Source organism: Salmonella sp. NW177, assembly GCF_051811585.1.
Lineage (GTDB): Bacteria > Pseudomonadota > Gammaproteobacteria > Enterobacterales > Enterobacteriaceae > Salmonella > Salmonella enterica.
Genome location: NZ_JAMMZV010000002.1, coordinates 536,057 through 557,264 on the forward strand (window position 1 = coordinate 536,057; position 21,208 = coordinate 557,264).

A 21,208-nucleotide genomic window follows, 5' to 3' on the forward strand; every position below is an offset into this window, starting at 1 on the left:
TTGTGTTCCCCGGCATAGGCGGTAAGAAGGACGTGAAGATTATCGTATGGAGCGGACTGCTATTTTTCTGCATCGCCGCGCGCGCACTGGCCACCGGTTTTGTCGGTTACCTGCCGATGAGCGACGGTGAATATGCGCAAAAGCGTGCGCTGAAGCCGCTGTTGACCCTGCCTTATTCTGTATCGCCCGACCAGACCTGGCATTTTCGCCAGGTCGGAGTCAGTGGGGTGACGCTACTGCCGGAGCCGAAAAAAGATAACGAATGGCGGATTAGCGGAAAAGACAGAGCCGGTAATTCGTGGGTTGTCCCGGTGGGAATGCTGATTAATTTGGCGGGTAATGCGCAATTTTATCGCGCTGACCTCGATCGTAACGGCATTCAGGATCTGGTTATCTGGTTGGGTAATCCTGGGTTGGGCCTGGCGCCGAGCGCGCAATACATCATTTTCACCTTTCTCAAGAATGGCCGCCCCTGCGTCTTTGAACCGTGGGGGTTTTATACCGCGACCGATACTGGCGTCGATGATTTGCTTGATTTACAGGGCAATGGGCGCACGCAACTGTTGGATATGCAGTTTGACTCAGGCTACTGGATAACCAATTTATATCAGGTGAAGGACGCCCGCTGGCAGCGCGTACACGGCTGGTTTGGCCGGTTGAGTTATCCGGCGCTGACCCGTTTTAATCACTATCCTGGCCGTAAATTAATTATCAAACCTATTGCCGGAAGGAATCCGCAAACGGACGATCTTTCCCTTACGCAGCGCTGTTTAATACGCGGTAACGTATTGCCAGGCGTTAATCAGGATTGATGTCAGTTGCGGTGCAGAGTTGACTGGCTATCACTGCAAATCTTGACCACCACTGGCGACATTACGTGTCATCGACACTTGTGACGATGACACGTAAATGCTCACGAAAATAGAAATAATATTCTTAAATAACAATGAAATAAAAATTGGCACGATTCGTGTATATATCGGCACATCATCTGTTATTGCTGGAGAATTTGATGAACCGTTTCATCATTGCAGACGCGAGTAAGTGCATTGGTTGCCGTACCTGTGAAGTGGCTTGCGTCGTATCCCATCAGGAAAATCAGGATTGCGCATCGCTGACCCCTGAAACCTTTTTACCTCGTATCCATGTCATCAAAGGCGTGAATGTTTCCACGGCAACGCTGTGTCGCCAGTGTGAAGACGCGCCGTGCGCCAACGTTTGCCCGAATGGCGCCATCAGCCGTGACAAAGGCTTTGTTCATGTGATGCAGGAACGCTGCATTGGCTGTAAAACTTGCGTAGTGGCATGTCCTTACGGCGCCATGGAAGTGGTGGTACGTCCGGTGGTTCGCAATAGCGGCGCGGGGCTGAACGTGCGTGCCGAAAAAGCCGAAGCCAACAAGTGCGATCTGTGTCACCACCGTGAAGCCGGTCCGGCCTGTATGGCCGCTTGCCCAACGCACGCCCTCATCTGCGTGGACCGCAATAAGCTTGAACAGCTGAGCGCGGAAAAACGCCGTCGTGCAGCGCTGGATTCAACGGCATCGCTGCTTTTCTGATTTCTGCGATTGCGCGTAGAATACGCCACAAAGCATTGCCGGATGGCGGCATCAATGCCTTATCCGGTCTACGGTCCGTGCGGTTGTAGGCCTGATAAGCGTCGCGCCATCAGGCATCCGGGTTCGATGATGGCGGGAAAATAAGATGGCGATAGACACACCTTCCGGCGTACAGCTACGCATTCGGGGCAAAGTACAGGGCGTCGGTTTTCGTCCTTTTGTCTGGCAGCTGGCGCAGCAGTTGCGATTACACGGCGACGTGTGTAATGACGGCGACGGCGTCGTCGTTCGGCTGCTGGAAGATCCGTCGCAATTTATTGCCGCGCTCTATCAGGATTGCCCGCCGCTGGCGCGCATTGACAGCGTTGAACACGCGTCGTTGGTATGGGAGCGCGCACCGACGGATTTCACCATTCGTCAGAGCGCAGGCGGTTCGATGAACACGCAAATCGTGCCGGATGCGGCGACCTGCCCGGCATGTCTTGCCGAGATGAATACCCCAGGCGAGCGGCGCTACCGTTATCCTTTCATCAATTGCACCCACTGCGGACCACGCTTCACCATTATTCGCGCTATGCCTTATGACCGGCCATTTACGGTGATGGCGGCATTTCCCTTGTGTCCGGAATGCGACAGCGAATACCGCGATCCGTACGATCGCCGTTTTCATGCCCAGCCCGTTGCCTGTCCGTCATGCGGGCCGCATCTTGAGTGGCGGAGCCAACATGAACGAGCGGAAAAAGAGGCGGCTTTGCAGGCGGCGGTCGCCCAACTGAACGCCGGAGGCATTATTGCCGTTAAAGGGCTGGGTGGTTTTCATCTGGCCTGCGATGCGCGCAACGATAACGCAGTGGCGATGCTGCGGGCGCGTAAACATCGCCCGGCGAAACCATTGGCGGTGATGTTGCCCACGGCGCAAACGCTGCCGAGCGCGGCGCGTTCGCTGCTGACCACGCCAGCGGCCCCGATTGTGCTGGTGGATAAGCAGTATGTACCTTCGCTGAGTGAGGGCATCGCGCCAGGACTTACGGAGGTGGGTGTGATGCTGCCAGCCAACCCATTGCAACACCTCTTGTTGCAGGAGCTCAATTACCCGCTGGTGATGACATCCGGCAACCTGAGCGGCAGACCGCCCGCCATCACCAACGAACAGGCGCTGGACGATTTACACGATATTGCCGATGGTTTTCTGTTGCACAATCGCGACATTGTACAGCGCATGGACGACTCTGTCGTGCGCGATAGCGGCGAAATGCTGCGTCGTTCGCGGGGATACGTGCCGGACGCGATTGCGTTGCCGCCCGGATTTCGCGATGTGCCGCCGATACTTTGTCTGGGCGCGGATCTGAAAAACACGTTCTGTCTGGTACGCGGCGAACAGGCGGTTGTCAGCCAGCATTTAGGCGATCTCAGCGATGACGGTATCCAGGCGCAGTGGCGCGAGGCATTGCGTTTGATCCAGTCAATCTACGATTTTACCCCAGAGCGTATCGTCTGTGATGCGCATCCGGGCTATGTTTCCAGTCAGTGGGCCAGTGAGATGCGTCTACCGACAGAGACGGTGTTACACCATCATGCCCATGCGGCGGCTTGCCTGGCCGAGCATGGGTGGCCGCTGGACGGCGGAGAGGTGATTGCCCTGACGGTAGACGGTATCGGCATGGGTGAGAATGGCGCGCTATGGGGCGGAGAATGTTTGCGGGTCAATTATCGCGAATGCGAACATTTAGGCGGTTTACCTGCCGTGGCGCTGCCGGGAGGCGATCTGGCTGCCAAACAGCCGTGGCGTAATCTGTTGGCGCAGTGCCTGCGCTTTGTGCCGGACTGGCTGGATTACCCGGAGACAGCGGGGCTGCAACAGCAAAACTGGAGTGTCCTGGCGCGCGCCATTGAGCGCGGCGTCAATGCCCCGTTGGCCTCTTCCTGCGGGCGGTTGTTCGACGCGGTGGCCGCCGCGCTTCCCTGCGCGCCAGCATCGCTTAGCTATGAGGGCGAGGCCGCCTGCGCGCTGGAGGCGCTGGCCTCTCAATGCGCTAACGTTGAGCATCCGGTAACGATGCCGCTTAACGGCGCTCAACTGGACGTCGCTGTTTTCTGGCGGCAATGGTTGAACTGGCAGGCTACGCCCGCGCAACGCGCCTGGGCTTTTCATGATGCGCTGGCGTGCGGGTTTGCCACGCTAATGCGCCAACAGGCTACGGCGCGGGGGATAACCACTCTGGTCTTCAGCGGCGGGGTGATACACAACCGCTTACTGCGCGCGCGTCTTGCCTTTTATCTTTCTGATTTTAAATTGTTATTTCCGCAGCGGTTACCAGCGGGCGACGGCGGGCTGTCGTTTGGACAGGGCGTGATTGCCGCAGCGCGAGCATTAAGGGAAGTGTAGGGCACCGGATGGCGGCTGCGCCTTATCCGGCGTGTAAACAGATGCTCATTCTTAGGCCGGATAAGACGCGAAGCGGCGCTATCCGGCATCACAGGCTTATACGGACAACGTTTTCAGCAGTGCAAAGGCCTCTTTCATGCGGTCTTCACTCACCACAAAGGCGCGTAGCTGGCCTTCTCCACTCATGCCTTTGGCAATCATACCGTCAGATTCTGCGGTAATCTGCCAGCTCAAATCGCGGCGCTGAGTTTCTCCCGCCAGATGCAGCGGCAGTTCCGGCGTTTTGACTTTGACCAGCATCGCCGGTAGCTTCAGAGGCGCGTTGCCGCCAAACAGATTTTTCGCCAGGTACATCGCGCTTAACTGGATCGGTTGCAGGAAGGGCAGCACCTGACCGTTGATCTCTGCGCAATCGCCGATCGCATAAATATCCGGGTGACTGGTCTGTAGATAGCTATCCACGCAGACGCCGCGGTTGACGGCTACCCCGGCGCGGCGCGCCAGAGCGGTTTCCGGGCGTAAGCCGGTGGCGGCAATCACCGCATCGACCTCAATACTATGCTGGCTTACCAGCGTAGCGCGGATACCGGCTTCGGTTTTCTCCAGTTTTTGCAACTGCGATTTCAGCAGCAGATGCACCCCCATATCGGTCAGGTGATGCTGTAAGCGACTGCTCACTTCCGGTGGCATCAGTGAGGCGAGAAGGCTGGCGGCGTTATCCATCAGCGTTACCGTTTTCCCGGCGCGGCAGAAATCCATTGCTAATTCACTGCCAATGAGACCGCCGCCGACAATCAGCACTCGCTGCGCGTCGCGCAGTTGTGTCTCACAGGCGCGGTACTCCTGCTGGCTATTCAAAGTAAGCATTAACTCACGTCCTGCAATCGGCGGCACAAAGGCTGTCGCTCCGGTCGCCAGTACCAGCTTGTCGTACTGCCACTGCTTATCCTGACTTTTCACCACATGGGCATCGGCATCAATGTCAGCAACCCTGGTATGCGGGAACAGTCGCAGATTAAACTGTTCAGCAAATTCCCCCGCTAACTGACGGGTGAGATCATCGGCGCGCTGCGACTGGCTGATAACGTGGCTGAGATCGGGCTTGTTGTACTCATCCATGCTGTCCGCCGCAATCAGAGTTAACGGCACATGCGCATCTTGTTTACGGATATTTTTGACGAGCTGGCGGGCGGCGAAGCCCGACCCAATAATGATGATCCCCCGACTCATTTTGCCTCCGTCGCCAGTACGTCGAACACGTCTTTACCTAATGAACATTCCGGGCACAGGAAGTTATCCGGCACGTCGCTCCACGGCGTACCCGGCGCGACATCCTGCAACGGCTCGCCCTGCGCAGGGTCGTAAATCCACTGGCATACGCTGCATTGCATTTTAGGGCCGAGGTCTGCGGCGGCGCAGGTTGTGGTTTCTTCGACTGGCGCGGTTTTCTGTGTGGTTTCCGGCAGCGGAGCAAGCGCCCACTGACGCGCGATGTCGCGACCGTGCTGACGGCACAACTCCAGCGCATCCAGATCCGGACGCCATTTCGTTTTCAGACTCAGGGACATTTCAAAACCGGCATCCTGTAAGCGCGTGGACAGTCGATCCACCGCGCCGCCGCTCCAGCCATGAGAGCCGAAGGCGCTGGCGCGTTTGTTGCGAAAGCGCAGGCCGGTCATCTCTTCCACCAGACCAGCGATTTTCGGCATCATCACGTTGTTCATGGTAGAAGTGCCGACCAGAACGCCTTTCGAACGGAAGACGTTGGTCAATATTTCATTTTTATCGCTGCGGGCGACGTTAAAGATTTTGACCGCCACGTTCGGGTCCACTTCATTGATACCCTGCGCGATGGCATCCGCCATCATGCGAGTATTGTTCGACATGGTATCGTAGAAAATAGTGATACGATCTTCCTGATAATCTGCCGCCCATTTCAGATACAGTTCCACGATTTGCGTTGGGTTGTCGCGCCATACCACGCCGTGTGAGGTGGCAATCATATCCACCGGCAGGTTGAAGCCGAGGATTTCGGTAATTTTTGGCGTTACCAGACGGCTGAACGGCGTCAGGATATTGGCGTAGTAGCGCTGGCATTGTTCAAACAGTTCGGTTTGGTCCACTTCATCATTGAACAGGCGCTCGTCGCAGTAGTGCTGACCAAAGGCGTCGTTGCTGAATAACACCGCGTCGCCGGTCATATAGGTCATCATGCTGTCCGGCCAGTGCAGCATCGGCGTTTCCACGAAGATCAACTGCTTGCCGTTGCCGATATCCAGCGTATCGCCGGTTTTCACCACCTTAAAATTCCATTCCGGATGATGATGATGGCCGTTGATAGAATCAATGGCGTTGGCGGTACAGTAGATAGGCGTGTCCGGGATCTGCGCCATCAGTTCGGTCAGCGCGCCTGCATGGTCTTCTTCGGCATGGTTAATGATGATGTAGTCGATATCCGCGAGGTCGATTTCACTGCGCAGGTTTTGCACAAACTCACGGCTAAACTTATGATCGACGGTATCGATCAGCACATTCTTTTCTTCACGAATGAGATAGCTGTTATAGCTGCTGCCGCGCAGCGTTTTGTATTCAGTGCCGTGAAAATCACGTACTTCCCAGTCGCGTTGGCCAACCCAATGAATATTATTTTTAACCAGAATAGACATAACCACCTCAATTCATTCAACGTTTACAAAAAGTTGTTTTGCTTATTGCAGGTAGTGTGCCAAATTTACATCTTATTGATTTATATAAATTTATGAAGATTTTGGATTTTTGATGTAGTCAAAAAGACTATAAATGATGCTGTCAATATGACACTATAGATTGTCAAAATGACAATGAGGTAACCATGAGTTTTTCCGTGGAGGTATTGGCGGGCATCGCCATTGAGTTACAACGCGGTATTGGGCATCAGGATCGTTTTCAGCGGCTGATTACTACGCTGCGTCAGGTGCTGGCGTGCGACGCCTCGGCGCTGTTGCGCTATGAATCACGACAATTTATTCCACTGGCGATTGATGGCCTGGCGCAGGACGTTCTCGGCAGACGTTTTACTCTGGAAGGGCATCCGCGCCTGGAAGCCATCGCCCGCGCGGGGGACGTGGTGCGTTTTCCGGCTGATAGCGATTTACCCGATCCGTATGACGGGTTAATTCCCGGACAGGAAAGCCTGAAAGTCCACGCCTGTGTTGGTCTGCCGCTGTTTGCCGGGCAGAACCTCATCGGTGCGCTGACCCTTGATGCTATGACGCCGGAGCAGTTCGAGGTATTTAGCGATGAAGAGCTACGGCTTGTTGCCGCGCTGGCCGCCGGGGCATTGAGTAATGCGCTGTTAATTGAACAACTGGAAAGCCAGAACATGCTGCCGGGGTCGTCAGGCGTGTTTGAACCGATAAAAGAGACGCACATGATCGGCCTGTCGCCGGCGATGACGCAGTTGAAAAAAGAGATCGAGATTGTGGCGGGCTCCGATCTTAACGTGCTGATCGGCGGTGAAACGGGGACCGGTAAAGAGCTGGTGGCGAAAGCTATTCACCAGGGCTCCCCCAGAGCGGTCAATCCGCTGGTCTATCTCAACTGCGCCGCGCTGCCGGAAAGCGTGGCGGAGAGCGAGTTGTTTGGTCATGTAAAAGGGGCTTTTACCGGGGCTATCAGTAATCGTAGCGGTAAGTTCGAAATGGCGGATAACGGTACGCTGTTTCTGGATGAGATTGGCGAACTGTCGCTGGCGCTACAGGCCAAGCTACTTCGCGTGTTGCAGTATGGCGATATTCAGCGCGTCGGCGACGATCGTAGCCTGCGCGTGGATGTGCGGGTGTTGGCGGCGACCAACCGTGACCTGCGTGAAGAGGTGCTGGCGGGGCGTTTTCGCGCCGATCTGTTCCATCGCCTGAGCGTTTTCCCGCTCTTTGTGCCGCCGCTGCGCGAGCGCGGCGATGATGTGGTGCTGCTGGCGGGCTATTTTTGCGAGCAGTGCCGACTGCGGCTGGGGCTGTCCCGCGTGGTGCTGAGTCCCGGCGCGCGCCGCCATTTGCTCAACTATGGCTGGCCGGGCAACGTCCGGGAGCTGGAACATGCCATTCACCGTGCGGTTGTACTGGCGAGAGCGACCCGGGCAGGGGATGAGGTGATACTGGAGGCGCAGCATTTTGCCTTGTCAGAGGATGTTTTACCCGCGCCGCCTGCGGAAAGCTTTCTGGCGCTGCCGACTTGCCGCAATTTGCGCGAATCGACGGAGAACTTCCAGCGAGAGATGATTCGCCAGGCGCTGGCGCAAAATAATCATAACTGGGCGGCCAGCGCGCGGGCGCTGGAAACCGACGTCGCCAACCTGCATCGGCTGGCGAAGCGTCTGGGACTGAAGGATTAGATAATCCCCGCCTGGTAGAAATCCTGTAGGTTAATGGCGCCGGTGAGTTTGCCGTTTTCATCGACCACTGGCGCGGCGGTAATTTTGCGCTTCATCAGGAGCTCTTTGGCGTCAATGGCGCGGCTTTGCGCCTGGAGCGTAATACCGTTGGGCGTCATGGCTTCGCTTACCGGCGTGGTGAGCGCGCCGCCGCCCACCAGCCAGCGGCGCAGGTCGCCGTCGGTAAAGACGCCTTTCACAACATGTTGCTCATCGCAAACCGCCACCAGCCCCAGCCCGGTACGGCTAAGTTCCAGCATGGCATCCATCACGCTGGTGGCGAGCATCACCTGCGGTATTGCATCGCCCTGGCGCATCAGGTGATGCACATTATTGAGCAAACGCGCGCCCAGTGCGCCAGCCGGATGCGAACGGGCGAAATCTTCTTCGTTAAAACCGCGCGCCTGCATGACCGCCATCGCCAGCGCATCGCCCATCATCAGCGTATTGACGGTACTGGACGTCGGCGCCAGATGCATCGGGCAGGCTTCACGCTCGACGGAAATATCCAGAACGGCTTTTGCCGCTCGCCCCAGCGGAGAGTGAAGTTTACCGGTCATCGCCAGCAGCGCGACGGATTTATCTTCCAGACGCGGGATGATGAGGTCGAGTTCTTTTGCGCCGCCGGAATAGGAGATAAATAACATCACGTCGCGGCTTTCAATCATCCCCAGATCGCCATGCAGTGCTTCCGCCGGATGAACAAAAAAAGCGGGAGTACCGGTACTGGCAAGCGTCGCGGCGATTTTTTTACCAATATGACCTGATTTACCAATACCGGAAACGATCACTTTGCCTTCACAGTGAATAATGATATTGGCGGCGCGGACAAAATCATCGCCCAGACGCTCCGGCAGACGGCTGGCTTCCTGTAGCTCCAGCATTAAGGTCTGACGGCCCGCGTTTAGTAGTGCATCACTCATTGCTTTCTCCGGTTATGATTACTTCAATCCCTTTTGCTTCCAGCGCCTGACGAAATGCCGGATCGATACCCGCGTCCGTGATCAGTTTGTCGACGGTTTCCAGACTGCACACCACATTGGGGCTTTTACGACCAAATTTTGAGGAGTCCGCCATCAGAATCACCTCGCGTGCTGCATTGCACATTGCGTTACTGACGGTGTAAACCTCATTGAACGTGGTCACACCGACGTTCAGGTCAATACCGTCAGTTCCCATGAAAAGTTTATCAAAGCTGAATTGCTCAAAGGCGTTTTCCGCCAGTTGACCGTGAAACGACGCCGATTTTTTACGGAAGGTGCCGCCGGGCATCAGGATAGTTTGTTCGTTGTCCAGTTCCGATAGCGCGTTGACAATATGGAGGCTGTTGGTCATCACCGTGATGTTGCTAAAACGCGAAAGCAACGGCACCATCTGTAACACGGTACTTCCGGCGTCCAGAATAATGGAATCGCCATCATGGATATATTTCACAGCGGCTGCGGCTATCAGCGCTTTTTTGTGGGTGTTGATAAGCGTTTTGTGATCAATAGGCGGATCGGACTCTTCTTTATTCAACACCACGCCGCCATAGGTGCGGATGACGGTTCCGGCATTTTCCAGAATGACCAGATCTTTACGGATAGTGGTGCCTGTCGTGTCAAAGTACTGGGCCAGTTCTTCAACCGAGCATTTTCCCTGTTTTTGCAGGTGCTCCAGAATCGCGGCCTGACGCTGACGAGGTTTCATAGGCGTGATTACCCTGACTTATGTATTTACCCGTCATACTTCACGCTGCATGTGCGTTGGCTTTCCTCGCTCACCCCGGTCACATACTGATGTACGCTCCTGGGATTCGCTGCGTCGCCGCCTTCCTGCAACTCGAATTATTTAGGGTATTGGTTGCAAAATGATAATTTCGCAAGCTATACGCATTCACAACGAAATTACCCATGTTTCAGTTTAAGCGCCAATGATAGTGCATTCTGCGCGAGCGAATCATGGGGAAAGATCACATCAGGCTGTAATTCATGCAAATGTTTTCCTTGCATTGCGGCAATTTTAACCGGTCTGGCGAATACCGTAAGGCCTTTCATCAATAAAGTGTCCGTCACCCGCTGCTGTTCATCCAGCGCCACGGCAACCACCACCCGGGGCTTAAAACGCCCGCCGGAGCGCCCGACGCCGACCCGCCCCTGTTGGCTAAGTTTATCGAAAGCCCGATTAAAGCGGGAAATCTGCCAGCCGCCCAGCGCCAGTTGCGCACACCAGGCGATAACGGCGACGGTAATCAGAGTGGAAACCATAATGTGCTCCTGTTGTTTTGCCTGATGGCGGCGTAACCGTCTTATCCGGCCTACGGCGCCATCCGGCAATTCACGGTCAGAACATCACTTGACCGCCGGTTACGTTGATCGACTGCCCGGTGCAATAAGACGCTTTCGGGCTGGCATAAAATAGCAGCATGTTCAGCACATCCTGATAATCACACCCGCGTTTGAGCGGTACCTTATCAATGTAATACTGCTCCACCTCGTCGGGCTTAATGCCCAGTTTAGTGGCGTATTGCGGCAGCAGTGACTGGAACATTGGCGATTTCAACAGGTTGCCGAGCATCAACGAGTGTACGGTAATGCCGTATTCCGCCAGATCCAGCGCCAGAGACTGGGTTAACCCCACGCCGCCGAATTTCGCCGCGCTGTAGCCGGAGTTGTGTTTACTGCCCACTTTGCCGGATTTAGAGTTAATCTGAATAATGCGCCCCTGAATGCCGTCGCGGATCATCAGGCGGGAAAACTCACGGGCGCAGAGGAAATAGCCCACCAGATTCACCTGTAGCGAGCGGTCAAAATCGCCCAACTGGAAATCGCTGATAAACGCCGCTTTGGCGATACCCGCGCTGTAAACCAGCAGATCGACGCGCCCGAAAATCTCGTCTACGCCGCGGGAAAGCGCCAGCACGCTCTGCTCGCTGGTGGCGTCGGCGCCAAAACCGTACGCCATACCTTCGCCAAAATCGGCGTTAATTTCCTGGGCGACATTCGCGGCTTTATCGCTTTGAATATCAACGACCGCCACGCGGTATCCTTCTTCTGCAAGCCCACGGCAAAGGAATGCCCCCAGGGTCTGGCCTCCGCCAATGATAACGGCAACTTGATTCATGTTTTTTCTCCTTAAGCGACAAACGTCAAAATACAGCCCGGCGCGATATCGTCCGGTACAGGCCCCGCAACGTGTACGGTGCCGGGAAATTCCGCTTCACGCAGACCATCGAAGCGCAAAGTGATATGCCCCAGTTCACGCAGGTTTTGCTCGGCTACGCTGCCGACCGCCGTGACCGGATAGCAATGTTGGCCCAATTCACACCGCGCGCCAGGCTGCAGCGCGCCGGTCAGTTCGCCATGACAATGGATGAAGCAAAATTCTTCGATATCCGCCGGCGCGCCTTCCCGAAACGTAATCAGCATCTGTTCGCCGAGCGCCTCCTTCGCGCTCTGGCCGATACGGGTGATGGTGGTTTGATAAATCACGCTCATGTCTGAACCTCTTATTGATAGATAAAGCCGGAAACAAACCAGGCGATAAGTACCGTGGGCGCGCCAGTCAGGAAGCGTCCGACCAGCACAGAAGGTACGCCGACGCGAACGGTGTCTTGTTTCGCTTCCGCCAGCGACAGGCCGACCGGGATAAAGTCGCAGGCCGCCTGCGCGTTAATCGCGAACAGGGCGGGAAGCGCCAGATGCGGGGGGATATTGCCCAGGCCTATCTGAACGCCGATCAGGACGCCAATGACCTGAGCGATAACCGCGCCAGGGCCGAGAAAGGGCGACAGCAGCGGGAAAGAGCAGATCAATGCCAACGTCACCAGCCCCAGTGGATGGCTGGCTAATGGCGCCAGGCCGTGGGCGATCCAGTCGCCAAGACCTGAGGCCATAATGATGCCGATCAGCGCCGAAACGAACGCCATAAACGGCAGGATTGTTTTCAGGACCGTATCAATGGTGTCGCGACCGGACTGGAACAGTACCGCCACGGCGGAGCCCATTCCCATACCGACTTTTGCCAGCAGCCCGTCGCTCTGCTCGGTGATTTTTTTGCTGGTGTCGTAGTCACGTCCTAATGTCGTTTTGGCAGGCTGAGGACTGGCAGGCGTTTCGCCGACAAGAGTAATGTTTTCTTCTTTTACGCCGGAGACATAAATATCCTCAACAATATACTGCGCCAGTGGGCCGGACTTACCCGTCGAGTGAATATTAATGGTTGGAATCCGGCGTTTCGGATAGATACCGCAGCGCAGCGTACCGCCGCAGTCGATAATGGCCGCGCCGATCTCCGCTTCCGGCGGTTCGCCTTCTTTAAAGCCGTCCACCGCTTGCCAGCCTGTTAGTTGCGCCAGTTTGTCGACGATCGCCGGGCGCGTACCGGCTGTGATATAGACGATCTTTTTGCCTGGCGTAACGTCCAGTTCAAGCGGGCCGCCCCAGCCGCCGGCGCCTTTCTCAATACGAACCCGTGTCATGATACCGCTCCTGTCAGATGAACTTTCTGCTCAAGTTGAATCCCCATTTTTTTCTCAAAAATAGCGGTGGTGAGATCGGTGACCCAACCGCGGAAGAAGTTCGTCACCAGACCTACCAGCAGATAGCTCACCGCGAGCGGGCCGAGAGGAAGCCCTAACGTGGTGAGTCCGCTGGCGATACCCAGATAAACAAACAGTTCGCCGGGATTGATATGCGGAAACAGACCGTTCATGGAGTGACAGCTATAGGAGGCCGCCGCGTAATAGCTCGGCTTGTACTTCTCCGGCATAAAGCGTCCCAGGCTCAGGGTCATCGGATTACAAAAAACAAATGTCCCGATACACGGTAAAAGCAGGTAACGAGATAGCGGATTTCCGGCACAACGTTGGGCAAAACGCTCAATACGCTGCTGGCCGATAAAATTGATGAGCGCATTCATGATAACCAGCAGGCTTATCAGTAGCGGAAGAATACCTGTCACCATACCGGTAAACACCTCTCCGCCTTTCTGGAATAACCCGATGAACCACTCCGCACCATGTGTAATGGTTTCGATCATTGTTCTCTCCTGTAGGGTTTTTAGTTTTCTTGCTAATTTCCTGTTCATTGTAATCATGTTGAAAGATTCAAAAGTGTTATTGTGATCGCAAAATAAAAGAAAAATATTTTAAGTTGAAAGATTGCGGGAGTGGGGGAGCGGATACAAACTGAAAAGAGGAGAAAGGTGATTTATTCTCTTGTGCCGCTTCCTTGTGCGGCGGGGGATGCTTTACCATACTTCTCCCTGGCTGAATTTGTTTAATGGATGTCTCATGTTCAAGCGTCGTTATGTAGCGTTACTTCCACTTTGCGTATTGCTTGCTGCCTGTAGCAGCACGCCAAAATCTTCCGAGACTCAAGCGACGACTGGCACGTCTTCCGGCGGCTTCCTGCTTGAGCCGCAGCATAACGTCATGCAAATGGGCGGCGACTTCGCCAACAACCCTAATGCGCAGCAGTTCATTGATAAAATGGTCAGTAAACACGGTTTCGACCGTCAGCAGCTGCAGGAGATCCTCTCGCAGTCTAAAAGACTGGATTACGTCCTGCGTCTGATGGACAGACAAGCGCCGACCACTCAGCCGCCCGCCGGACCAAATGGCGCCTGGCTGCGCTACCGCAAACAATTTATTACGCCGGATAACGTGCAAAACGGCGTCGCGTTCTGGAATCAGTATGAAGACGCGCTGAACCGCGCCTGGCAGGTATACGGCGTACCGCCGGAAATCATTGTGGGCATCATCGGCGTGGAAACCCGCTGGGGACGTATCATGGGGAAAACGCGGATTCTGGACGCGCTGGCGACGCTGTCATTTAACTATCCGCGCCGGGCGGAATATTTCTCCGGCGAGCTGGAAACCTTCCTGCTCATGGCGCGCGATGAGCAAGATGATCCGCTCAATCTGAAAGGTTCCTTTGCGGGCGCGATGGGCTACGGCCAGTTTATGCCGTCTTCCTATAAAGAATATGCGGTCGATTTCAATGGCGATGGGCACATTAACTTGTGGGATCCGGTAGATGCCATCGGCAGTGTGGCGAACTACTTCAAGGCGCATGGTTGGGTGAAAGGCGATACGGTTGCGGTGCCAGCGAATGGTCAGGCGCCGGGACTGGCGAATGGTTTCAAAACAAAATACAGCCTCTCTCAGCTTGCCGCCGCAGGCTTAACGCCGCAGCAATCGTTGGGCAATCATCAGGAAGCCAGCCTGCTGCGTCTGGATATCGGTACGGGCTACCAGTACTGGTACGGCCTGCCGAACTTCTACACCATTACCCGATATAACCACAGCACGCATTATGCGATGGCGGTTTGGCAACTGGGTCAGGCGGTAGCGCTGGCGCGGGTGCGCTAATTTACGCTTAGGGAGGGGAGCCCCCCCTCCGCTATTATTATGGCTTTTTGGGCTGATTCTCTGCCTGCAAGTGGGATATCTTCTTTGATAGTGCCAGACTATATCCCAGACATCCCAGGCCTAAGATAATTTGACCGCCATCATACGGTTCAAAATAGCCTGACGACAATATATTCAGTACTCCCATGACAAGTGAACAGACGCCGCCAATTGTGGCCCACAGCCGTAGTTGGGTGGTTTGTTTTAGTGTTTGCTGTGTGCTTTCCGTTTTTTTGAGTGACATCCTTGCTTTCTCTCCGTGCGTGTAAATTTAGCGACATGGTACTGCTATTTAGTCATGTGCTACCTCATTTCATTCTGCATAAATAACCTGCTGGCATTTTTTCGGAATCCGACTCGTAAAATCGACTGCTCGTCCCCATCTCTGGTGAGAAAGTGCTATCTTGTGCGGCAGGATTTCTAACTGACAGAGGTCATGATGACTGACAGTGAACTGATGCGGCTTAGCGAGCAGGTCGGGCTGGCGTTAAAAGCGCGCGGGGCGACCGTAACGACAGCAGAGTCCTGTACCGGCGGCTGGCTGGCGAAAGCCATTACCGACACCGCCGGAAGCTCCGCCTGGTTTGAACGCGGCTTTGTCACCTATAGTAATGAAGCCAAAGCGCAGATGATTGGCGTGCGTGAAGAGACTCTGGCGCAGCATGGCGCGGTCAGCGAACCCGTAGTGGTCGAAATGGCGATCGGGGCGCTGAAGGCCGCTCGCGCCGATTTTGCTGTCGCTATTAGCGGGATTGCCGGGCCGGATGGCGGCAGTGAAGAAAAGCCGGTTGGTACGGTGTGGTTTGCTTTCGCCAGCGTCAGCGGAGAAGGGATTACGCGTCGGGAATGCTTCAGCGGCGACCGTGAATCGGTGCGTCGACAGGCGACGACGTACGCGCTACAAACCCTGTGGCAACAATTTCTACAAAACACTTGATACTGTATGAGCATACAGTATAATTGCTTCAACAGTACGAATTCACTATCCGGTTCAATACCAAGTTGCATGACAGGAGTAATAATGGCTATCGACGAAAACAAACAGAAAGCGTTGGCGGCAGCACTGGGCCAAATTGAAAAGCAATTTGGTAAAGGCTCCATCATGCGTCTGGGTGAAGACCGTTCTATGGATGTGGAAACTATCTCCACCGGTTCGCTTTCACTGGATATCGCACTCGGTGCGGGCGGTCTGCCGATGGGGCGTATCGTCGAAATTTACGGGCCGGAATCTTCCGGTAAAACGACCCTGACGCTACAGGTGATTGCCGCTGCGCAGCGTGAAGGTAAAACCTGTGCGTTTATCGATGCGGAACACGCGCTTGACCCTGTTTACGCACGCAAGCTGGGCGTCGATATCGATAACCTGCTCTGTTCTCAGCCGGATACCGGCGAGCAGGCGCTGGAAATCTGTGACGCGCTGGCGCGTTCAGGCGCGGTGGACGTCATTGTGGTCGACTCCGTAGCGGCGCTAACGCCGAAAGCGGAAATCGAAGGCGAAATTGGCGACTCTCACATGGGCCTCGCGGCGCGTATGATGAGCCAGGCGATGCGTAAGCTGGCGGGGAACCTGAAACAGTCCAACACGCTGTTGATTTTCATCAACCAGATCCGTATGAAGATTGGCGTGATGTTCGGTAACCCGGAAACCACCACCGGCGGTAACGCGCTGAAATTCTACGCCTCTGTTCGTCTTGATATCCGTCGTATTGGCGCGGTGAAAGAGGGCGATAATGTCGTGGGTAGCGAAACGCGTGTGAAAGTGGTGAAAAACAAAATCGCCGCGCCGTTTAAGCAGGCCGAGTTCCAGATCCTCTACGGCGAAGGCATCAACTTCTATGGCGAACTGGTTGACCTGGGCGTGAAAGAGAAGCTGATCGAGAAAGCGGGCGCATGGTACAGCTACAACGGCGAGAAGATTGGCCAGGGTAAAGCGAACGCGACTACCTGGCTGAAAGAGAACCCGGCGACAGCGAAAGAGATCGAGAAAAGGGTTCGTGAATTACTGTTGAGTAATCAGAATGCCACGCCCGATTTCGCCGTTGACGATAGCGAAGGCGTTGCAGAAACCAACGAAGATTTTTAATCATCAGGTGATGGTGGGTCGGACAAAACGAAGCCGCCATTCAGCAAAACGTTAAATTACCATCAAGGGCTGCATTTATGCGGCCCTTTTGGCATTTCTCCCTGTTAAGGTTTTTTATGAGTGAACCCACATCGCGCCGTCCCGCTTATGCTCGTCTCCTTGATCGTGCGGTACGTATTCTTGCTGTCCGCGATCACAGCGAGCAGGAATTACGGCGTAAACTCTCCGCGCCGGTGATGGGCAAAAATGGGCCGGAAGAGATTGATGCGACGGCAGACGATTATGAACGCGTGATCGCCTGGTGCCACGAACATCACTATCTTGATGACGAGCGCTTCGTGATGCGCTTTATCGCCAGTCGTAGCCGCAAAGGCTATGGCCCGGCGCGTATTCGCCAGGAGTTGAATCAGAAAGGCATTTCCCGTGAATCGACTGAAAAAGCGATGCGAGAATGTGAAATTGACTGGAGTGAAATGGCACGTGAACAGGCCGTTCGCAAATATGGCGAGCCGCTCCCTTCAAACTTTTCAGAAAAGGTTAAGGTACAGCGCTTTTTGCTCTATCGCGGGTATCTGATGGACGATATCCAGCAAATATGGCGAAATTTTGCAGATTGAGCGCATACGGGATTTTACTTCCCGGTAAAGAAAACTTATCTTATTCCCACTTTTTCCGTCTGGACGCGGGTTGCTTAACGGCGAACAGCGTCTGCGACGAATATTCCTTAAATACACAAAATCATTCAAGCCGCATCAAAGCGGCAAGTGAGCCTCGGGAACGCGTGACCGGGAAACTCGCAGCCAACGCAGAGGCGGCCTGAAGGATGAAGTGTAGCTTGATTTCAGGATAATTATGAGCAAGAGCACCGCTGAGATCCGTCAGGCGTTTCTCGACTTTTTCCATAGTAAAGGGCATCAGGTAGTTGCCAGCAGTTCCCTGGTGCCTAACAATGACCCCACTCTGTTGTTTACCAATGCCGGGATGAACCAGTTCAAGGATGTTTTCCTTGGGCTCGATAAACGTAATTATTCCCGTGCAACCACTTCCCAGCGTTGCGTACGCGCGGGGGGTAAACACAACGATCTGGAAAACGTCGGATACACTGCACGTCACCATACTTTCTTCGAAATGCTGGGCAACTTCAGCTTCGGCGATTACTTCAAACACGACGCCATTCAGTTCGCATGGGAATTACTGACCGGTGAAAACTGGTTTGCTCTGCCAAAAGAGCGTTTATGGGTCACCGTCTATGAAACCGACGACGAAGCCTATGAGATCTGGGAAAAAGAAGTCGGCATCCCGCGCGAGCGTATCATCCGTATCGGCGACAATAAAGGCGCGCCATACGCATCGGATAACTTCTGGCAGATGGGCGACACCGGTCCCTGCGGTCCGTGCACCGAAATCTTCTACGATCATGGCGACCACATCTGGGGCGGCCCTCCGGGAAGCCCGGAAGAAGACGGCGATCGCTATATTGAGATCTGGAACATCGTCTTTATGCAGTTCAACCGTCAGGCTGACGGGACTATGGAACCATTGCCGAAACCGTCTGTAGATACCGGTATGGGGCTGGAGCGTATTGCCGCGGTACTGCAACACGTTAACTCTAACTATGACATCGACCTGTTCCGCACGTTGATTGAAGCGGTAGCGAAAGTCACCGGCGCCACCGATCTGGGTAATAAATCGCTGCGCGTTATCGCCGACCACATCCGTTCCTGCGCATTCCTGGTTGCCGATGGTGTGCTGCCGTCGAATGAAAACCGTGGCTATGTGCTGCGTCGCATTATTCGTCGCGCGGTTCGTCACGGCAACATGCTGGGCGCGAAAGAGACCTTCTTCTACAAGCTGGTTGGGCCGCTGATTGAGGTAATGGGCTCCGCAGGCGAAGAGTTGAAACGTCAGCAGGCGCAGGTCGAGCAGGTTCTGAAAACGGAAGAAGAGCAGTTCGCCCGTACGCTGGAGCGCGGTCTGGCGCTGCTGGATGAAGAACTGGCGAAATTGCAGGGCGACATCCTGGACGGCGAAACCGCTTTCCGTCTGTATGATACTTATGGTTTCCCGGTCGATCTAACGGCGGACGTCTGCCGTGAGCGCAACATAAAAGTCGATGAAGCCGGTTTTGAAGCCGCTATGGAAGAACAACGCCGTCGCGCGCGCGAAGCTAGCGGTTTTGGCGCGGACTACAACGCGATGATCCGCGTTGATAGCGCTTCTGAATTTAAAGGTTATGACCATCTGGAACTGAACGGCAAAGTGACCGCGCTGTTTGTCGATGGTAAAGCGGTTGAAGTGATTAACGCGGGACAGGAAGCAGTTGTCGTGCTGGATCAGACCCCATTCTATGCGGAATCAGGCGGTCAGGTTGGCGATAAAGGCGAGCTGAAAGGCGCTGGATTTACTTTCGCTGTGGACGACACGCAAAAATATGGTCAGGCGATTGGTCATATCGGCAAATTGTCTGCGGGCGCTCTGAAAGTGGGCGATGCGGTACAGGCTGACGTAGATGAAGCGCGCCGCGCACGTATCCGTCTGAACCACTCCGCCACGCACCTGATGCACGCGGCGTTGCGCCAGGTGCTTGGGACACACGTTGCGCAGAAAGGTTCGCTGGTTAGCGATAAAGTGCTGCGCTTCGACTTCTCGCACAATGAAGCGATGAAGCCGTCGGAGATTCGTCAGGTTGAAGATTTGGTGAATGCGCAAATCCGTCGCAACCTGCCGATTGAAACGAACATCATGGATCTCGAAGCGGCGAAGGCGAAAGGCGCCATGGCGCTGTTTGGCGAGAAATACGACGAACGTGTACGCGTTCTGAGCATGGGCGATTTCTCTACCGAACTGTGCGGCGGTACTCACGCCAGTCGTACCGGTGATATCGGTCTATTCCGTATTATCTCTGAGTCCGGCACCGCAGCGGGCATTCGTCGTATTGAGGCGGTAACCGGTGAAGGCGCTATGGCCACCGTTCATGCGCAAAGCGATCGCTTAAACGATATTGCGCATCTGCTGAAGGGCGACAGCCAGAATCTGGGCGACAAAGTGCGTGCCGTACTGGAACGTACACGTCAACTCGAAAAAGAGTTGCAGCAGTTGAAGGACCAGGCCGCAGCGCAGGAGAGTGCAAATCTTTCCAGTAAAGCGGTCGATCTCAACGGCGTGAAGCTCCTGGTCAGCGAGCTTGCTGGTATTGAGCCGAAAATGCTGCGAACCATGGTTGATGATCTGAAAAATCAACTGGGGTCTACCGTTATCGTACTGGCAACGGTTGTTGAAGGTAAGGTTTCTCTGATTGCGGGCGTGTCGAAGGATGTGACCGACCGGGTTAAAGCAGGGGAATTGATTGGTATGGTCGCTCAGCAGGTGGGCGGTAAGGGTGGCGGTCGTCCGGACATGGCGCAAGCCGGTGGTACGGATGCGGCAGCTCTGCCTGCAGCGTTAGCCAGTGTACAAGGCTGGGTCAGCGCAAAATTGCAATAATTATAAGCGTTCGTTGGCGCCGCAGCTCGTGCTGCGGCGTTTACGTCAACGCTATCGACAACGATAAAGTCAGGTTGAAGTTTTGTATATCGGCTAAACTTAGGTTTAACAGAATGTAATGCCATGACTGCTTACACCTAAGGTGTTTGTCATCGCTTACTTTTTGGCGTTATATGATGGATAATGCCGGGATACAGAGAGACCCGACTCTTTTAATCTTTCAAGGAGCAAAGAATGCTGATTCTGACTCGTCGAGTTGGTGAGACCCTCATGATTGGCGATGAGGTCACCGTGACAGTTTTAGGGGTGAAGGGCAACCAGGTGCGTATTGGCGTGAACGCCCCGAAAGAAGTTTCTGTCCATCGTGAAGAGATCTACCAGCGTATCCAGGCTGAAAAATCCCAGCAGTCCAGTTACTAAGGTTTTCGCGTCTCACTTTTCGGGTGAGACGCAGCCTCTCTTCTCGCTCGCCCGCGTTGTCCCTTCATGACTTTTTTCAACCTCACTGTTGATATGGTGCGCTTTTGGCGGCCAGCGTGTCATCAAATTATCTGTTGATAAAACACTCTTTTTGGCTTTTTTACAGACTAATTGAGCGTGAAGTGTGCAAACGATAAAAGCTCTGGAAAAATTGTTTGACTTATAAGTCCCAGAAAGTAATATGTGCGCCACGCAGCGACGATGAGCAGAACAAGTTCTTCGAAGCACTCGTAAGAGGCGTGTGGTGAGGTGGCCGAGAGGCTGAAGGCGCTCCCCTGCTAAGGGAGTATGCGGTCAAAAGCTGCATCCGGGGTTCGAATCCCCGCCTCACCGCCATTTGCATCCGTAGCTCAGCTGGATAGAGTACTCGGCTACGAACCGAGCGGTCGGAGGTTCGAATCCTCCCGGATGCACCA

20 protein-coding genes and 2 tRNA genes are annotated in these 21,208 nt (G+C 54.7%); 12 read left to right on the plus strand and 10 right to left on the minus strand.

Annotated features, from left to right (window positions below):
• The first annotated feature begins 2 nt into the window (after positions 1-2).
• From NA986_RS09280 to hypF, 3 genes are all read left to right on the plus strand, one after another.
• Positions 3-812 carry a hypothetical protein gene (locus NA986_RS09280; protein WP_023216118.1) on the plus strand — a complete coding sequence of 270 codons (810 nt, stop codon included), beginning with the start codon at positions 3-5 and terminating at the stop codon, positions 810-812.
• Between the two features lie 200 nt (positions 813-1,012).
• The gene (hydN, locus tag NA986_RS09285; RefSeq protein WP_001078791.1) at positions 1,013-1,558 is read left to right on the plus strand and encodes an electron transport protein HydN; all 546 of its coding nucleotides are present in this window, start codon (positions 1,013-1,015) and stop codon (positions 1,556-1,558) included.
• 145 nt (positions 1,559-1,703) lie between these two features.
• Positions 1,704-3,944, plus strand: a complete 2,241-nt coding sequence (gene hypF, locus NA986_RS09290; RefSeq protein WP_023216119.1) for a carbamoyltransferase HypF — start codon at positions 1,704-1,706, stop codon at positions 3,942-3,944.
• A gap of 96 nt (positions 3,945-4,040) precedes the next feature.
• On the opposite strand, the gene norW is transcribed toward hypF, so the two are convergent.
• A complete protein-coding gene (norW, locus tag NA986_RS09295) occupies positions 4,041-5,174 on the minus strand; it encodes an NADH:flavorubredoxin reductase NorW (RefSeq protein ID WP_023216120.1) in 1,134 nt (377 codons plus the stop codon).
• The gene (norV, locus tag NA986_RS09300; RefSeq protein ID WP_023216121.1) at positions 5,171-6,610 is read right to left on the minus strand and encodes an anaerobic nitric oxide reductase flavorubredoxin; all 1,440 of its coding nucleotides are present in this window, start codon (positions 6,608-6,610) and stop codon (positions 5,171-5,173) included. Before norV ends, norW begins: the two co-directional genes overlap by 4 nt.
• Before the next feature lie 185 nt (positions 6,611-6,795).
• Between norV and norR the strand changes: the two genes are divergently transcribed.
• Positions 6,796-8,316, plus strand: coding sequence for a nitric oxide reductase transcriptional regulator NorR (gene norR / locus NA986_RS09305; protein WP_000010814.1), 1,521 nt, complete (start codon positions 6,796-6,798; stop codon positions 8,314-8,316).
• Here the strand turns inward: norR and gutQ are convergent.
• The 7 genes from gutQ to srlA all read right to left on the minus strand — a co-directional run bounded on the left by gutQ (position 8,313) and on the right by srlA (position 13,374).
• Positions 8,313-9,278: an arabinose-5-phosphate isomerase GutQ gene (gene gutQ, locus NA986_RS09310; protein WP_001278201.1), complete on the minus strand. Its 966-nt coding sequence runs from the start codon at positions 9,276-9,278 to the stop codon at positions 8,313-8,315. The genes norR and gutQ overlap by 4 nt on opposite strands.
• On the minus strand, positions 9,271-10,044 hold the full coding sequence (gene srlR, locus NA986_RS09315; RefSeq protein ID WP_000804536.1) for a glucitol operon DNA-binding transcriptional repressor SrlR: 774 nt from the start codon (positions 10,042-10,044) through the stop codon (positions 9,271-9,273). The genes gutQ and srlR overlap by 8 nt, the downstream gene beginning before the upstream one ends.
• A 197-nt stretch (positions 10,045-10,241) precedes the next feature.
• Positions 10,242-10,601 (minus strand): transcriptional regulator GutM, encoded by a 360-nt coding sequence (gutM, locus tag NA986_RS09320; RefSeq protein WP_000255198.1) that lies wholly within the window; start codon positions 10,599-10,601, stop codon positions 10,242-10,244.
• A 76-nt stretch (positions 10,602-10,677) separates the two neighbouring features.
• Complete coding sequence (srlD, locus tag NA986_RS09325) at positions 10,678-11,457, minus strand: sorbitol-6-phosphate dehydrogenase (RefSeq protein ID WP_023216122.1); 780 nt, start codon at positions 11,455-11,457, stop codon at positions 10,678-10,680.
• An 11-nt stretch (positions 11,458-11,468) separates the two neighbouring features.
• Positions 11,469-11,831, minus strand: a complete 363-nt coding sequence (gene srlB / locus NA986_RS09330; protein WP_000111553.1) for a PTS glucitol/sorbitol transporter subunit IIA — start codon at positions 11,829-11,831, stop codon at positions 11,469-11,471.
• Positions 11,832-11,842: 11 nt separating this feature from the next.
• A complete protein-coding gene (gene srlE / locus NA986_RS09335) occupies positions 11,843-12,814 on the minus strand; it encodes a PTS glucitol/sorbitol transporter subunit IIB (RefSeq protein WP_000199039.1) in 972 nt (323 codons plus the stop codon).
• Entirely contained in the window at positions 12,811-13,374 is a 564-nt protein-coding gene (srlA, locus tag NA986_RS09340) for a PTS glucitol/sorbitol transporter subunit IIC (protein ID WP_000573333.1), read from the minus strand. The genes srlE and srlA overlap by 4 nt, the downstream gene beginning before the upstream one ends.
• A gap of 253 nt (positions 13,375-13,627) precedes the next feature.
• Here srlA and mltB point away from each other — a divergent pair, with 253 nt between their 5' ends.
• Positions 13,628-14,707 (plus strand): lytic murein transglycosylase B, encoded by a 1,080-nt coding sequence (mltB, locus tag NA986_RS09345; RefSeq protein WP_000476826.1) that lies wholly within the window; start codon positions 13,628-13,630, stop codon positions 14,705-14,707.
• A gap of 37 nt (positions 14,708-14,744) precedes the next feature.
• On the opposite strand, the gene NA986_RS09350 is transcribed toward mltB, so the two are convergent.
• Positions 14,745-14,990 (minus strand): hypothetical protein, encoded by a 246-nt coding sequence (locus tag NA986_RS09350; protein ID WP_000053777.1) that lies wholly within the window; start codon positions 14,988-14,990, stop codon positions 14,745-14,747.
• A gap of 195 nt (positions 14,991-15,185) precedes the next feature.
• On the opposite strand from NA986_RS09350, the gene pncC reads away from it, so the two are divergent.
• From pncC to NA986_RS09385, 7 genes are all read left to right on the plus strand, one after another.
• Entirely contained in the window at positions 15,186-15,683 is a 498-nt protein-coding gene (gene pncC, locus NA986_RS09355; RefSeq protein ID WP_010835022.1) for a nicotinamide-nucleotide amidase, read from the plus strand.
• 84 nt (positions 15,684-15,767) lie between these two features.
• Positions 15,768-16,829, plus strand: a complete 1,062-nt coding sequence (gene recA, locus NA986_RS09360) for a recombinase RecA (RefSeq protein WP_000963150.1) — start codon at positions 15,768-15,770, stop codon at positions 16,827-16,829.
• Positions 16,830-16,945: 116 nt separating this feature from the next.
• Positions 16,946-17,446 carry a recombination regulator RecX gene (gene recX, locus NA986_RS09365; protein WP_001294863.1) on the plus strand — a complete coding sequence of 167 codons (501 nt, stop codon included), beginning with the start codon at positions 16,946-16,948 and terminating at the stop codon, positions 17,444-17,446.
• A 235-nt stretch (positions 17,447-17,681) separates the two neighbouring features.
• Entirely contained in the window at positions 17,682-20,312 is a 2,631-nt protein-coding gene (gene alaS, locus NA986_RS09370; protein WP_023216123.1) for an alanine--tRNA ligase, read from the plus strand.
• 234 nt (positions 20,313-20,546) lie between these two features.
• A complete protein-coding gene (gene csrA, locus NA986_RS09375; RefSeq protein ID WP_000906486.1) occupies positions 20,547-20,732 on the plus strand; it encodes a carbon storage regulator CsrA in 186 nt (61 codons plus the stop codon).
• Positions 20,733-21,035: 303 nt separating this feature from the next.
• A tRNA-Ser gene (locus NA986_RS09380) sits at positions 21,036-21,128 on the plus strand.
• 3 nt (positions 21,129-21,131) lie between these two features.
• Positions 21,132-21,208, plus strand: a tRNA-Arg gene (locus NA986_RS09385).

Bases quoted from the DNA above. Each gene is read 5' to 3' on its own strand.
- hydN (WP_001078791.1), top strand. From the start codon at position 1,013: ATGAACCGTTTCATCATTGCAGACGCGAGTAAGTGCATTGGTTGCCGT.
- hypF (WP_023216119.1), top strand. From the start codon at position 1,704: ATGGCGATAGACACACCTTCCGGCGTACAGCTACGCATTCGGGGCAAA.
- norW (WP_023216120.1), bottom strand. From the start codon at position 5,174: ATGAGTCGGGGGATCATCATTATTGGGTCGGGCTTCGCCGCCCGCCAG.
- norV (WP_023216121.1), bottom strand. From the start codon at position 6,610: ATGTCTATTCTGGTTAAAAATAATATTCATTGGGTTGGCCAACGCGAC.
- norR (WP_000010814.1), top strand. From the start codon at position 6,796: ATGAGTTTTTCCGTGGAGGTATTGGCGGGCATCGCCATTGAGTTACAA.
- gutQ (WP_001278201.1), bottom strand. From the start codon at position 9,278: ATGAGTGATGCACTACTAAACGCGGGCCGTCAGACCTTAATGCTGGAG.
- srlR (WP_000804536.1), bottom strand. From the start codon at position 10,044: ATGAAACCTCGTCAGCGTCAGGCCGCGATTCTGGAGCACCTGCAAAAA.
- gutM (WP_000255198.1), bottom strand. From the start codon at position 10,601: ATGGTTTCCACTCTGATTACCGTCGCCGTTATCGCCTGGTGTGCGCAA.
- srlD (WP_023216122.1), bottom strand. From the start codon at position 11,457: ATGAATCAAGTTGCCGTTATCATTGGCGGAGGCCAGACCCTGGGGGCA.
- srlB (WP_000111553.1), bottom strand. From the start codon at position 11,831: ATGAGCGTGATTTATCAAACCACCATCACCCGTATCGGCCAGAGCGCG.
- srlE (WP_000199039.1), bottom strand. From the start codon at position 12,814: ATGACACGGGTTCGTATTGAGAAAGGCGCCGGCGGCTGGGGCGGCCCG.
- srlA (WP_000573333.1), bottom strand. From the start codon at position 13,374: ATGATCGAAACCATTACACATGGTGCGGAGTGGTTCATCGGGTTATTC.
- mltB (WP_000476826.1), top strand. From the start codon at position 13,628: ATGTTCAAGCGTCGTTATGTAGCGTTACTTCCACTTTGCGTATTGCTT.
- NA986_RS09350 (WP_000053777.1), bottom strand. From the start codon at position 14,990: ATGTCACTCAAAAAAACGGAAAGCACACAGCAAACACTAAAACAAACC.
- pncC (WP_010835022.1), top strand. From the start codon at position 15,186: ATGACTGACAGTGAACTGATGCGGCTTAGCGAGCAGGTCGGGCTGGCG.
- recA (WP_000963150.1), top strand. From the start codon at position 15,768: ATGGCTATCGACGAAAACAAACAGAAAGCGTTGGCGGCAGCACTGGGC.
- recX (WP_001294863.1), top strand. From the start codon at position 16,946: ATGAGTGAACCCACATCGCGCCGTCCCGCTTATGCTCGTCTCCTTGAT.
- alaS (WP_023216123.1), top strand. From the start codon at position 17,682: ATGAGCAAGAGCACCGCTGAGATCCGTCAGGCGTTTCTCGACTTTTTC.
- csrA (WP_000906486.1), top strand. From the start codon at position 20,547: ATGCTGATTCTGACTCGTCGAGTTGGTGAGACCCTCATGATTGGCGAT.